The sequence below is a fragment of the Maribacter sp. IgM3_T14_3 genome, from assembly GCF_049603095.1.
Lineage (GTDB): Bacteria > Bacteroidota > Bacteroidia > Flavobacteriales > Flavobacteriaceae > Maribacter.
In genome coordinates this window covers 2,543,825-2,557,314 of record NZ_CP187138.1, presented here as the reverse complement: position 1 = coordinate 2,557,314, position 13,490 = coordinate 2,543,825, and the positions used below count along the sequence as shown (strand labels likewise).

Genomic DNA, 13,490 nt, shown 5'->3' with positions numbered 1-13,490 from the left:
TAAGGTGTTTATTTTAAACCCTCAGAACTTTAAATTTGCAACATGAAAAATCTAATCATCCTCTTAGGCATAACCCTTTGCATTTCTTTAAACGCTCAAGATTCCGTAAAAGATTCTACAGAAACGCGTTGGAATATGTTTACCTATGATGTTAGTAGCATGTTTAGAGGTGTAGGTCATTCTTATGCGAGTCCGTTTCATTGGCAAGGTAAGCAATGGGCACAATTCGGTGCTGTAGTTGGGGGTACAGGTTTGGTTTATTTAGTGGACGACGATACATCTCGGTTCATTAGAAACAATAGAGAAGGCGTACCACAATTTATACGTGATTATGGGGAACTTTACGGGAGTCCTGAAAATAATTACATAGCCACTTCAGGTGTATACGCTGTGGGTTTAATTACCAAAAACGAAAAATTAAGAAGAACCGGAGTATTATTAATTTCATCAGCGACTTCAGCGGGACTTCTACAACAGGTATTAAAATCTGTAGTGGGTAGAGCAAGACCTTTGGCGAATTTAGGTAAAGACACATTCGACCCTTTCAATTCAAGTAGAAACTTCCATTCTTTTCCGTCTGGGCATGCTTTATTGGCATTTACAAATGCTTACGCGATTGGGAAACAATTTAAAAACCCGTGGGTAAAAGCAGGTATTTACACTTTAGGCGCTATCCCGGGTATTTCTCGTGTTTGGGATGGTCAACATTACTTGAGTGATATGGTGTTTGCATTTGCCATAAGTATTGCTACCGTAGAATCTATAGATAAATATCTAGACAGAAGATATGACGAGAAATACAACAACCAAAAGAAAATGGTAAGTTGGAATCTAAATTTCGGACCGAGGCAAATGGGTGTAACCGTTAATTTTTAACGCTGACAACTTTCCATTTTTAAGAATCTAACATATACAACGCAAACTTAATCTTCCAATACGGCATTTTCTCTTCAAAGAATTCAAAATAATCTTTTAAGCCAGTGGCTTCTGTGAGTTCAGATTTTGCTTTTTCTATTTCTGCTATTTCTTTTGAATCAACAAACTGATTTAAATCGAGCTCTTCCCCATCGGCATGCTTTTTCATTAAATGTCCGTATATCGTATTCTCAGACAAGTTTCTTGATGTAGCGATTTCAGAAACCGTTGACCCTTTTCTGAACAATTCAAAAGTTTGGTCGTGAGTTGCTTTTTTAGATTTCTTAGCAGGGGCATTTTTGGTTATTTCAGCAATAAATACATCTGCATACTTTTCTAATTTCGCCTGCCCTACTCCAGAAACTTGCATAAACTCCTCTCTATTTTTCGGGAGTTTAGCTTCCATATCTTTTAAACTCGCATCTCCAAAAACAACATAGGCAGGTACATTTTGTTCCGTTGCAATTTGCTGTCTCAACAAGCGAAGCTTTTCGAATAAATTGGTTTTCGTATTTCGTGATTTTGCGACAGCCTTTGTTTTTTCAGTCTCCTTTTGTAAAACTGCCAACTGTACCTTTTTCCCAGAAAATAAAACCTCTTTTGCTTGATCAGTCAACCCTAGTCTTGCACCTTCCCTAAAATTAATATCCAATACACCCTGGTTAAGCAATTGAATAACATATTGCTGCAAGTCTAACCATGAAACATCTTTTACCGCACCATAAGTTTTTATGTTCTGATAGCCTTTTTCCAAAACATGTGCATTCTGAGCACCTCTTAAAACATCGATAACCATACCCATAGGTTCTCGCTCTTTTAACCGAGCAACACCAGAGCATACTTTTTGCGCCAACAATGTTGCGTCAAAATAAGCAGGTGGAGAATTACAGATATCACAATTACCACAACCTTCTGTTACTTGTTCTCCGAAGTAATTTAACAAAGCAATTCTACGACAACTCAATGCCTCGGCGAATTGTTGCATGCGCTCTAATTTTGCATATTCAACATCGGCATTTTCACTTTGTGTAATAAACCTACGCAACTGAGCCACATCGGCAAAACTGTAAAATAATAATGCGTGAGCTGGGAGTCCGTCACGACCACCACGACCAATTTCTTGGTAATACCCTTCTATGTTCTTTGGAAGATTATAATGAATGACCCAACGAACATTACTTTTATCGATACCCATACCAAAAGCAATGGTTGCAGCAATAATAGGCACCTTATCGGTAATGAATTCTTCTTGAACAGTAGAACGTTCATCTGAAGACATACCTGCGTGATACGCTTTGGCTTTAAACCCTGCATTACGTAATTTCTCGGCAATAGACTCCGTACTCTTACGACTAAGGCAGTAAATAATGCCGCTTTCGTTCGGTCTATCGTCTAAGAAATCAAGAATATGTTTAATTCGATCTTGAGCAGGTTTTACATCCAAATATAAATTAGGCCTATTAAAAGATGCTAAATGACGTTCGGCATTCGGAATTTGTAATTGATCTGCAATATCGTCTTGGGTAGTCTTATCGGCAGTAGCCGTAAGTGCCATTACCGGTATATTAGGAAACCTTCTTTTTAGTCCGCCAAGCTGCGTATACGCAGGTCTAAAATCATGTCCCCAAGAAGAAATACAATGAGCCTCATCTACCGCAAAAAGACTAATCTTTAAGTTACCGAGAATGTTATTAAAAAAGCCTAAACTTTCTGGTGCTACATAGAATAGTTTCAACTCTCCTCTTTCTAATTTTCCAAGAATTTCTTGCTGAGTTTCTTGAGTCTGAGAGCTGTTATAATATTCAGCTGCAATTCCGTTAGCCTTTAGAACATCTACTTGATCCTTCATTAAAGCTATTAACGGAGAAATCACAATCGCAGTTCCTTCAAGAGCCAATGCCGTCAGCTGATAACAAAGGGACTTACCACCACCAGTTGGCATAATAGCCAACACATCTTTTTTACTAAGTGCATCTTCAATTATTGATAATTGATTCGGCTTAAATGAATCGTAACCAAAATGCTTTTTTAATAATGGTATTAAGTCTTTTTCTGTTGTAATCATGTTTTGCAAAAATAGTGTTTGAAAATGTCTTTAGCATATGTTTTCGTAGTATTAGATCTTTGCGAGGCACAAAGCAATCTGCCAAATTTGTGTACCAAACTAACAGATCACTTCGTCGTTCCTCCTCGTGAAGACGTACATAATAAAAAACTAAACCTTTAAGTTCAAATGATTCAACTCAAACGTCTTTGCGAGGCACGAAGCAATCTGCCACATTTGTGTTCCGAACATACAGATCACTTCGTCGTACCTCCTCGCGAAGACGTTCATTATAAAAAACTTAACTTTTAAGTCCAGATGATTCAACCCAAACGTCTTTGCGAGGCACGAAGCAATCTGCCAATTTCGTGTTCCAAACTTACAGATCACTTCGTCGTTCCTCCTCGTGAAGACGATCAATCTACTTCCCCAGCATCAACAACTCATTACACCTAATTTCTGTAATGTATCTTTTCTCACCTTCTTTTGTTTCATATGAGCGGTGTGTCAATTTACCTTCAACGGCAACTTGTTTTCCTTTGGTTAAATAGTTCTCTACAATCTCAGCTGTTTTTCCCCAGGCAACAATATTATGCCATTGGGTATCATCAACTTTTTCACCTTTCGCGTTTTTATAACTATCTGTTGTTGCGATAGAAAACTTTGCCAATTTGGTGCCTCCTTCTAAGTTTACGATTTCTGGGTCTTGCCCTAAATTTCCAATCAACTGTACTTTGTTTTTTAATGCGTTCATCTTTCTAATTTTTATGGTTTAACAGTTCATACTATCAAGCCATTGTGACTCGACACTGCAAACCTAGAACAGCATTGAAATATTAATCGGTTCGTAAACACTTACTATCGTTTGTTATCGTTTACAGTCGTTTATAAACTTTTTTAATTCTAATAATCAGTTATTTAAATAAATAAAAAATTGAAATAAAAAAGGATTAATTCTTTAAATAGTAGAAAAATTCAAAATGAAACGAAAAATATTTATCATGGAAAGCAGCATTAATCAAATTTTACGGTAGGTCCACCAATTCATATCTCTGGTTAATTCGTATCCTAATTTCTGATAAAGAGGTATTGCCAAATTTCCTTTATTGGTATGTAGAATAGGTGTTTTATTTACTTTTAAAATCTCTTTTGTAGTGTGCACGATGAGTTGTTTTGCAAATCCCCTTTTGGTATAATCGGGGTGAGTTACAACGGCACTTACTTCTATAAATAGGTTCGTTTGCATTCGCTGACCGGTTATTGAAACCAATTTTCCGTCTTTAAAAATTCCATAATAATTACCCATTTCAAAAGTTCTTCTACGATAATAACCAGGCATAACCAACCAGATTAAGTCATACACTTCATCAATATATTCATCGGTCAGTAAGACAATATCCTCTGTTATTGAAACTTCTGGCAGTTGCTTTAAAATCATTTGGCAACCTTCAATTTTTCGTTCTAAAAAAATTTTAGCATCATCTATAATTGGGGTTTGATTCTCTGATACGAAGAAGAAACTATCCGTCGTTTTTATATATTGACTAGAAGCCTTTTTGGTTTTTGATTCATCAAAAAAAGACCCAAAAGTGCATACCTCTTGATCATAAAATCGCACTCCGTCATATTCAACAAGAAACTTTTTATGAGTTTCATTTAAGGAATACCAAACCGGATTTTTAAGCTGCTCTTCTAAGTTTACCATTTAAATGCGAATCAAATCTTGCGCAAATTATTAATTCCCAAACCAATCGCGAAACTTATGAATTAGAAATTTAAAAAATGAATTAAAAGTATGTTATCAAGAAGATGCTATTAAAATCATGGTCTATTCTCAATAAAAAATTCTAAATTCAGGGAGCAGAGATAATAAGAGAATTTTCAGATTCATGTCTCCCCACTTAACAAATTTATAATTTATATATGGATATTATTGATTTTAGGTATTTAACAAGTATTGTCTTCACGTCTATTTTTGGGGTTTTTGGCATTTACCACCTTTTGTCATTTCTAGTTTTAAGGCATAAAATTACACTGTATTATTTTATTCTAATATTCGGATTGACTTTACACTGGAGCTTATCTCTCATTTTGGATGGTTCCTTCAGTGACCAAGTCATATTTATTGCCAATAAAGCCTCGCTTTCAACAGCAATGATATCAACTTTTGGGCTATTAATGTTCACAAAAAGCTACCTAAACATAACTCAAAGCAACCATCGAACATTAGCGATTATCTATAAAGTATTTGCCCTAATTATAGTTTGCTTACCTATTTTACATATTTTAAACAATGTAATCACTAAAATAGAATGGCTAAACAGTTCTATAATAATGTTAGCTGCCATTATAGCATTATCAACAGCACTTCTCAGCCTATTTTCAGGTATACGATTATATAAAGCTGAAAAATTTAATAAGTATTATTTATATTCCTATACACCCTACCTTCTTGCTTCAATTCTTTATGTAGGAGCATGGTTTACTCAAAAATATTACAATGTCGACGGAGACCTTGTAATACTACTAACTTCAATTCTTGTGACTTTTCAATTAATTTTATTCTCAATTTTGGTTGGTTACAAGTATAAATCTATTGAAGATAATACTATAAAAATACAGGTTGATGCCAATAACAAACTGATTACAGAAGTTGAAAAACAGACTAAACATTTACAAGTCGCTAAACAAGAATTAGAATATAAAAATGAGGAACTTGAAAAAGTAAATAAACTTAAAAATAAATTATTCTCGCTTCTAACCCATGATGTTAGAGGCCCTCTTAATAATGTGGGCACCATTGTAGAAATGATTGAAAGTCAGCTAGAAGAAAGTGAACTAAAAGAGATTACAAAAAAATTAAAAAACGAAGTAACCGATAGAATTTCTATGGTTAACGTTTTGCTTGATTGGTCGTATAATCAACTAGAAGGTGTCAATTTAGACAAAAAAATATGCGACTTAGAAATACTTTTCACTTCCATAAAAAAGGAGTTTAAAAGAATGGCGAATGATAAGGGTATAGACATAGAATTGGCAATTTCTTGTCGAGAACTCTTTATTGATGAAAACATGTTAAAGGTCATTCTTCGTAATTTAACCTCTAATGCTATCAAGTTTAGCGAGAAAGGTCAAAAAATAATATTGTCCTCTAAATGCTCATCTGATATCGTTGAAATAGGAGTAAAAGATTTTGGATTAGGTATGAATACCGACTGGCAAAATACAACCGAAAGCAAAGGCGCACCAGCAGTAAGGCAAGGTACAGTTGGTGAGAAAGGAACCGGATTTGGTTTAATGATTACTAAAGATTTCGTAGAAATGAACGGTGGTACAATCAGCTGTATAAGCGAGATAAATAAAGGCACAGAGTTCATTTTAAGCTTCAAAACCGTAACAAATGAGCAAGTAGCACCTCAAATATAATTAACAGACATATTATTTAATTCTCCTTCTAAACCTCTCCTTCTAATGACATTAATCGTTCAAACTCGGCTACAAATAAACCTACTTCATAACCATCCATTAAAGCATGATGCACATGTATTGATACTGGCATAGATCTATGCTCACCTTCACCAGTCATTTTACCGAATGAGATTTTTGGGCAACTATCTGCAAATGCAAAATGCCGGGCATGAGAAACCGAAGTAAAATCTAGCCATGGCATACTTGAACAATGTAATACGTTGATACCGCATTCGGGCAATTCTAATCCCGTAGAAATCTTAACCTTTTCAATTTCTTTATTGGCAGCATCTCTAAATTCAGTAAACGAATCTTTATACTCGACATAAGAAAAACCGAACGTACCGTTATCTCTACCAATGGTTGGCGATGCATGTACACAGTCATACTCGAACACCTTACCATCTTCAATGCGATATTTAAACGGAGTTATGGCATTAGCAGCCTTTAAAATATGTAGATTCAATTATCCTCTGGCGAAATTGTCACAAAAGTAAGGTACTACAGGATTATGTCATTGTGGTGTTTCAGAAAACAAACCATTTTGCGATGGATCGCACAGAAAAATAGAATGGAAAGGTTAATCAATAGTTTATAATTCTAGCTCAACTATTTTTGGAATATTTGCAGAATAATACAAACACTTTAGCATAGAGGAACATGAAAAAATATAAGAATATAATCGCTGTACTTTTAATTGTTAGCCCTTTATTATGTAGCGCTCAAATTTCGGTCAATCAAGAACGATTAGAAAAACGCATTATGGATCTTGCCCAGTTTGGCATAGAAGAAAATGGCGAAACCGAACGTGTTGCTTTTAGTGATGCCGATATTGCAGCCCAGCAATGGGTTCTTGAGCAATTAAAAGCCATGGATATTGAAACCCATGTCGATTTTGCCGGTAATGTAATTGGAATACGAAAAGGGACAAAGCCAAACATGAAACCGATTTCGTTTGGTTCACATATTGACCGCGTTCCTCATGGCGGTAATTATGATGGTTGTGTTGGCAGCATGGCTTCCTTAGAAGTTCTTAAGGTGCTAAATGAAAACAACGTTAAAACGAAACATCCATTAGAAATTATCATTTTTTCTAATGAAGAAGGTGGTGTTGTAGGTAGTAGGGCAATCGCAGGGCATTTAAACGAAAGTGCTTTTACTGTTAAAAATTCTACAGGTTATACCATTGGCGAAGGTATGATGAGATTAGGCGGAGATACCACCAGACTTGCAGAAGTTGCTCGTAAAAAAGGAGATGTCGCTGCATTTTTAGAACTACACATTGAACAAGGAGGCACTCTTGAAAAAGAAAATTTAGAGATTGGTATTGTAAAAGGTATTGTAGGATTAAAATGGTGGGATGTTGAGTTTAACGGATTTGCCAACCATGCCGGCACAACACCAATGAATGCTAGAAAAGATGCGCTTTTAGCAGCCTCAAAATTTATCATTGCCGTTAATGAAGTTGCTACAAGTTTCGATGGCGCCCAAGTTGCAACTGTTGGTAGAATAAAGTCAGAACCAGGTGCACCCAATGTAATTCCTGGTCATGTAATTACCAGTCTTGAAATTAGAGATTTGTCTTCTGAGGTTATTGAAAAGGTATATGCTGCTATCGAAAAAAGAGCTAAAGAAATTAGTGCTGAATCGGGAGTTGAAATATCCTTTAAAAAACTAGATACCACAGCAGACCCAGCCATCATGGATTCAACCATACAATCTGAAATTGAAAAAAGTATTCAGTTACTTAAATTGAGTTACAAATCAATGCCAAGTGGCGCTGGTCATGATGCCCAAGACATGGCACTTATTGCACCAACGGGTATGATATTCGTGCCGAGTAAAAATGGCATTAGTCATTCTCCTAAAGAATTTACCTCTGCAGTTGACATGGCAAATGGTGCCAATGTACTTTTGCAAACCATATTGGCATTAGACAAAAAGCTTAAATAATAGTTTTAAAAAATCATTCATCGATCGATGAATCATATATTAAGCTAACCAAAACTCAATAACTAAATCGCACTTAAAAATAAAGCGGTGAAGAATATTGAGCTTTTCCAATTAAAGAAAGTCTACCTCGTTTCCTTCAGAAATCCGACAAATTTTAACACCTATTTTACGCCCTTAAATTAGTACCTTAGTTCAACAAACTATCTTGAACATGAAAAAAGGACTACTCTTTGGTGCATACTTGTTATGCGTCACTTTCGGATTTTCTCAATCCACAGAAAACATCGTTAATGCCATCGAAAAAGAAGGCGTTGAAAATTCTCAATTAGAGCAATTAGCTTACGAATTAATGGACCTCAACGGACCACGTTTAGTAGGTACGCCAGAGATGAAAACAGCACATGACTGGGCAATAAACACCTATAAAAAATGGGGTATTTCTGCCGAAAACCAACAATGGGGAACTTGGAAGGGTTGGCAAAGAGGTATTACTCATGTAGACATGGTATCGCCACGAGTAGCATCACTTCACGCTACACAATTGGCGTGGAACCCAGGCACAAGCGCTAAAGGTGTTACCGCATCTTTAATTACACTCCCTAGTTTCAAAGACTCATTATCATTTGTAAAATGGCTTCCTAATGTGAAAGGAAAAATAGTAATGATTAGCATGTTACAACCCACAGGTAGACCAGACGAAAACTGGGAAGAATATGCGACAAAAGCATCCTTCGAGAAAATGAAAAAAGAGCGCGATTCCATAGAAAAGATATGGAGACAGAATATTAACAATACAGGCTACACGAGTAGAAATATCAATTCTGCATTTGAAAGAGCAGGTGCCGTTGGTATTGCCCAATCGAGATGGTCTGAAGGTTTTGGAGCTAACAAAATATTCAGCGCAGGTACCGATAAAATTCCCGCAGTAGATATTTCTTTAGAAGACTACGGTATGCTATACAGAATGGTAGAACATGGTGCCGATACTAAAATTAAAATAGTCGCCGAATCTAAAGATTTAGGTGTAGTACCAGCTTTTAATACTATTGCAACTATACCAGGCACCGAATTCCCAGACGAGTACGTAATTCTTTCTGCTCATTTCGATTCTTGGGATGGTGGCACAGGTGCAACAGACAACGGCACAGGTACTATTACCATGTTAGAAGCTGCTCGAATTCTTAAAAAAGTGTATCCGAATCCGAAAAGAACGATTTTAATTGGTCATTGGGGTAGTGAAGAACAAGGCTTAAATGGTTCGAGCTCTTTTGTAGAAGATCACCCAGAAATTGTAGCCGGTGTACAAGCGGTTTTTAATCAAGATAACGGTACCGGTCGTGTTGTAAACTTATCGGGACAAGGGTTTCTTCATGCATATGATTATTTAGGGCGTTGGTTAGAAGCTGTACCTGAAACGTATAAAAATGAGATCGAAACTACCTTCCCAGGTTCACCTGGTCGTGGTGGATCTGATTATGCATCGTTCGTAGCTGCAGGTGCTCCGGCATTTTCGTTAAGCTCTCTTAGTTGGGATTATTGGAATTATACATGGCACACAAATTTAGATACGTATGACAAGATTGTATTCCATGATGTGCGTAACAATGCAATTCTAACGGCTATACTTACCTATATGGCTTGTGAAGATCCAGAAAGAACATCACGTGAAAAAGCTGTTTTGGGAATTAATCCTAGATCTGGCGAAAAAGGAGAATGGCCAACACCAAGATCTCCACAACGTAAAGGTGGACAAGACGAATAGTTGACCTAACCACTAATTTATTTTTAAGCTTAAGGCTATACAATGCTTGTAGTACTTTTTTAATAAAGTGCACAACACCGTATAGCCTTGTTTGTTTAATTTCAAACCCATCAAATTCAATACATAGGCTATTTTTTTACATGCGCTTTTATTATCTTCCCTATTCAACAACAAATACAGACCGCACCATGAAAACCATCAGACTCTTGTTAGTGCTCCTCATTATGGCACCTTTAGCCCTACAATCTCAACGTAGAAAAAACAAAATTTCAGAACCAACCATTAAATTAGAAGATTCTCTTTTCACCGGATTAAAATGGAGGAATATTGGTCCGTTTAGAGGCGGAAGAAGCGTAGCATCAACCGGTGTATTGGGTCAACCAATGGTTTACTACATGGGTACTGTTGGTGGCGGAATCTGGAAAACTACGGATGACGGAATCACTTGGAAAAATATTTCTGACGGATTTTTAAAAACAGCTACTGTTGGAGCAATCTCCGTATCTGAAAGCAACCCAAATATTGTAATTGCCGGTATGGGCGAACATGCTGCCCGTGGTGTTATGACCTCTATGGGTGACGGAGTCTACAAATCTACAGATGCGGGTAAGACATGGAAACATATGGGGCTTGATGAAACAAGACATATTTCTGACATTATTATAGACCCTACCAATCCCAATATCATATTTGTATCTGCACAAGGTGCACAATACGGACCTTCATCTCAACGAGGTATTTACAAATCTACCGATGGTGGCGAAACTTGGAAAAATGTTCTGTTTGTAGATACTATAACTGGAGCTTCTGCTTTATCGATGGATATGACCAACCCTACCATTTTATACGCTGCAATGTGGCAACACAGACGTTTCCCTTGGACCATGGAATCTGGAGGAAAAAACTCGGGCATCTACAAATCGACAGATAGTGGTGAAACTTGGGAACAATTAAAAGAAGGGCTACCTAAAGAAATGGGTAAAGCAGGTATTTCTGTTTCTCGTGCCAACCCAGAACGTGTATTTGCTGTTATCGAAGCAGAGGGAGAAAAAGGTGGCGTATACCGTTCTGACGATGCAGGTAAAAAATGGACGCTTATTAATAAAGACCGTATCAATATTACACGCTCATGGTATTACATGGAGATTTTTGCAGACACCCAAAATGAAGATATTGTGTATGTTTTAAATGCGCCTGTAACGAAATCAATAGATGGTGGTAAATCATTCTCACCGCTTTCTACTCCGCATGGCGACAATCACGATTTATGGATAGATCCATTGAACAATCAACGCGTGATAAATTCAAATGATGGTGGATCAAATGTTTCTAATAACGGCGGAAAAAGCTGGAGCACGCAAGAAAATCAAAATACAGCTCAATTTTATAGGGTAATTACCGATAATCTAGTGCCTTATAATGTGTATGGTGGTCAGCAAGATAACTCTACCGTTGCGATTGCATCTAGAACAAATGATGATGGTATTGACTGGAAAGATTGGTATGCTGTTGCTGGTGGCGAAAGTGCCTTTTTAGCATTCGATCCAGATAACCCAAAGTTGATTTATGGTGGAACTTACCAAGGTAATATTGATAAATGGGATGCGAATACGAAAGAATCTAAGTCTATAAAAGAATACCCAGAATTAGGTTTGAGCATCTCTCCAGAAAATGCAAAATACCGTTACAACTGGAATGCACCGATAATCACCTCTCCACACGACAGAAAAACAATTTACCATGGTGGTAATGTTGTATTCAAATCTACCGATGAAGGTCAAAGCTGGTCAGTTATTAGTCCCGATTTAACTCGAAACGAAAAAGACAAACATGGTCTCGGTGGTGGTCCATTTACCAATGAAGCTGCTGGTGGTGAAATATATAACACCCTAACTTACTTGACAGAATCTCCACATGAAGAGGGTGTTATTTGGTCTGGTAGTGATGATGGACTAGTTCATGTAACCAAAGACGGTGGCGCAAACTGGGTGAATGTTACACCCACTGGTGCCAAGGATGGTATCATTAACAGTATTGAAGTCTCACCTCATGACCCGGCAACAGCTTACATTGTATTGATGCGTTATAAGTCGATGGATTTTACCAACTACATCTACAAAACAACAGATTACGGAATCACTTGGACAAAAATCACCAATGGCATAACAGGCGAAAATACATTCACGAGAGTGGTTCGTGCAGACAAAAAAGTAAAAGAACTACTTTACGCAGGTACAGAAACTGGCTTATATATTTCCTTAGATGATGGTATGCACTGGCAACCATTTCAATTAAATTTACCCTTAACTCCTATTAATGATTTAGTTATTCAAGATAATGATTTGGTTGCTGCAACTGCCGGTCGTGCATTTTGGATTTTAGATGACTTAGCAGCTATACAGAATAGCACTACCCCAAAACAAGAGCTAAACATTTTTAAACCAAAAGACACGTATTTGTTTATTGGAGGTTCTAGTGAAAAACCAGTTCCTGGTTTGGGCAGCAATCCAAAAAGCGGAGTAACTTTCGATTATTATTTAAGCGAAGCACAAGACAGTACAGAATTAAAATTGGAAGTACTGAAAGATGGTGAGGTAATTAGAACCATAACCAACCAAAAAGATAAGAAATTTAAATCTTGGCCAGGCGGTCCGGCAAAGCCAGCTATTCTAGCTTCAAAAAAAGGATATAACCGTTTTACTTGGGATTTTAAAAGAGATCCTTTACCTGCTGTGGACAAGATTTTTGTACTAGGAGGGTTAAACGGTTCTACTGTTGGTCCTGGTGATTATAAGTTGAAATTAACCTTAGGCGAGAAAACAGCAGAAATAACGGCAACAATTTTACCACACCCAAAAGTAAAAGCCGGCATGGCAGATTATGCAGAACAACAAACAATGATGAAAACCATTGAAGCGACTGTAATAGAAATACATACTGCTGTAAACGATATGCAATCGGCAAAATCGCAATTAAAACAATATGGCAAATTACTTGTAGATAATGAAAAAGCAGAAGCGTTATTAACGCAAGGCGACTCCCTAACAAAACGCATTACAAATTGGCAAGAAAATCTAATTCAGCCTAACCAGAAAACCTTTCAAGATGTGATTAATTTTGAAAATAAACTGAATTCACAATTATTGAATCTAAGAGGTTATATTGATGCTGCAGAACCAAAGGTTACCGCTGGCGCAAAAGAGCGATTAAAAGATCTATTAACAATTTGGAATACGTTTAAAATAGAGCATGATGCCATCATAAATACAGAAATGAAGTCCTATAATACTTTGTTTCAAAGCTTAGAAATTCCGGCAATCATATTATCTGTAAAACAAAACTAAAACA

Annotated in this window: 9 protein-coding genes and 1 pseudogene; 6 read left to right on the top strand and 4 right to left on the bottom strand. The window is 36.7% G+C overall.

The window, feature by feature from the left end:
• The first annotated feature begins 42 nt into the window (after positions 1–42).
• Entirely contained in the window at positions 43–876 is an 834-nt protein-coding gene (locus ACPF9A_RS11445) for a phosphatase PAP2 family protein (RefSeq protein WP_423996992.1), read from the top strand.
• A gap of 19 nt (positions 877–895) precedes the next feature.
• Here the strand turns inward: ACPF9A_RS11445 and recQ are convergent, their stop codons facing one another.
• From recQ to ACPF9A_RS11430, 3 genes are all read right to left on the bottom strand, one after another.
• Positions 896–2,980, bottom strand: a complete 2,085-nt coding sequence (gene recQ, locus ACPF9A_RS11440; protein ID WP_423996990.1) for a DNA helicase RecQ — start codon at positions 2,978–2,980, stop codon at positions 896–898.
• A gap of 400 nt (positions 2,981–3,380) precedes the next feature.
• Positions 3,381–3,713 (bottom strand): single-stranded DNA-binding protein, encoded by a 333-nt coding sequence (locus tag ACPF9A_RS11435; RefSeq protein ID WP_079511889.1) that lies wholly within the window; start codon positions 3,711–3,713, stop codon positions 3,381–3,383.
• 264 nt (positions 3,714–3,977) lie between these two features.
• On the bottom strand, positions 3,978–4,664 hold the full coding sequence (locus ACPF9A_RS11430; protein ID WP_423996989.1) for a GNAT family N-acetyltransferase: 687 nt from the start codon (positions 4,662–4,664) through the stop codon (positions 3,978–3,980).
• Between the two features lie 218 nt (positions 4,665–4,882).
• Between ACPF9A_RS11430 and ACPF9A_RS11425 the strand changes: the two genes are divergently transcribed.
• Entirely contained in the window at positions 4,883–6,385 is a 1,503-nt protein-coding gene (locus tag ACPF9A_RS11425; protein WP_423996987.1) for an ATP-binding protein, read from the top strand.
• Between the two features lie 28 nt (positions 6,386–6,413).
• Here ACPF9A_RS11425 and ACPF9A_RS11420 read toward each other — a convergent pair whose 3' ends face one another.
• Positions 6,414–6,893, bottom strand: coding sequence for a CatA-like O-acetyltransferase (locus ACPF9A_RS11420; protein ID WP_423996985.1), 480 nt, complete (start codon positions 6,891–6,893; stop codon positions 6,414–6,416).
• Between the two features lie 43 nt (positions 6,894–6,936).
• On the opposite strand from ACPF9A_RS11420, the pseudogene ACPF9A_RS11415 reads away from it, so the two are divergent.
• The 4 genes and pseudogenes from ACPF9A_RS11415 to ACPF9A_RS11400 form a co-directional block, all read left to right on the top strand.
• Positions 6,937–7,011: pseudogene (locus tag ACPF9A_RS11415) on the top strand (CDGSH iron-sulfur domain-containing protein); the annotation flags it as partial.
• Positions 7,012–7,087: 76 nt separating this feature from the next.
• The gene (locus tag ACPF9A_RS11410) at positions 7,088–8,380 is read left to right on the top strand and encodes a Zn-dependent hydrolase (RefSeq protein ID WP_423996983.1); all 1,293 of its coding nucleotides are present in this window, start codon (positions 7,088–7,090) and stop codon (positions 8,378–8,380) included.
• A 211-nt stretch (positions 8,381–8,591) separates the two neighbouring features.
• Complete coding sequence (locus ACPF9A_RS11405; protein WP_423996981.1) at positions 8,592–10,142, top strand: M20/M25/M40 family metallo-hydrolase; 1,551 nt, start codon at positions 8,592–8,594, stop codon at positions 10,140–10,142.
• A 188-nt stretch (positions 10,143–10,330) separates the two neighbouring features.
• Entirely contained in the window at positions 10,331–13,486 is a 3,156-nt protein-coding gene (locus tag ACPF9A_RS11400) for a WD40/YVTN/BNR-like repeat-containing protein (RefSeq protein ID WP_423996979.1), read from the top strand.
• Positions 13,487–13,490: the final 4 nt, after the last annotated feature.